Genomic DNA, 1,052 nt, shown 5'->3' with positions numbered 1-1,052 from the left:
GCTAACAAACAAGAAAAACCAAGTCCCCCAAATAAAACCTTTTTGAGCATCGTACTGGAGACCAAAACACCTAATAAAGCTGCTCTTTCTGCTCTCTTCTCATATCTCATACTTTAACTCCCCAATAAAAAATGCTTAAAGTTCCATTGTTAATGTCATAAAAAATGTTCCTGATTTTTTGTGCTTAACTGTGCTCCAAAAAATACTGGAATAACTGGCATCAAGAGAGACCATGCCTCCCGCAAGCTTGACACCTGCTGTCCAACCGGCAAGCTGGTCACTCTTAATCCCATACAAGGGTTGTGCAAAAACACGCCCATAATCCAAACCAACATAAGGGCGAAGTTCTCCAAAAACCTTTTTGAAGGTCGCGTGATTGCTCCACGGAATGGTGCGTAGCAACAAATCATTCCGGCTAAAAAAACCGTTATTGCCAAAAAGCAAACTCTCACGCGTACCACGAACATTGGAAGCACCCCCCAACGAAATCTGCTCAGCACCCAATAAATTATGCGGTGAATATTGACCACTCAAAAGATTGCTCAGTATAAAGTCCAAGCCCCCTACCTTAAAAGGCGTCATAACACTGAGTGTGCCGGTAAATTTGGCAAATTGTGGCTCCGCATCCCCTACTCCTGGATCGTACTTCTTGACAGAATGAAACAAGGGAAGACCTTGCAAATAACTCACATCAAAGGTCCAAGTCCCCCCCAGCATCTGGCGCGAATGCGAAATCCCAAAATTGGCGACGCTATATTGACGGCTGCCCACTTCAATCTTATTGCCAAGAAGGTAATTGTTGGTTCTTTTATAAGAAAGACCTAAATTCAAGGTAGTAAGGGAAACACTATCACGGTAAAGAACCCTGCTTGTACTGGCGTGCAACTCACTGGAATCCCTGTCGTCTCAATATCGGTAAAATTGCCAGGGATAATGCTTTGGTAATTATAAACAGTGCCATTCAATCCAAAGGTCCAATAACCGTACGGAATACTCACACTCGCTGAAATGTTATTGCTATGTCCTTCTTGCTTGCTCCCACCCCAATAATC

The 1,052-nt window shown here is 43.3% G+C and carries 1 pseudogene; it reads right to left on the bottom strand.

Annotation, left to right across the window (positions count from 1 at the left end):
- Positions 1-135: 135 nt before the first annotated feature.
- Positions 136-1,052 (bottom strand): annotated as a pseudogene (locus ACFIK0_RS09195) (ShlB/FhaC/HecB family hemolysin secretion/activation protein); the annotation flags it as partial.

Source organism: Bartonella sp. CL63NXGY (assembly GCF_042194905.1).
Lineage (GTDB): Bacteria > Pseudomonadota > Alphaproteobacteria > Rhizobiales > Rhizobiaceae > Bartonella.
This window is presented reverse-complemented; position numbering and strand designations above follow the sequence as displayed.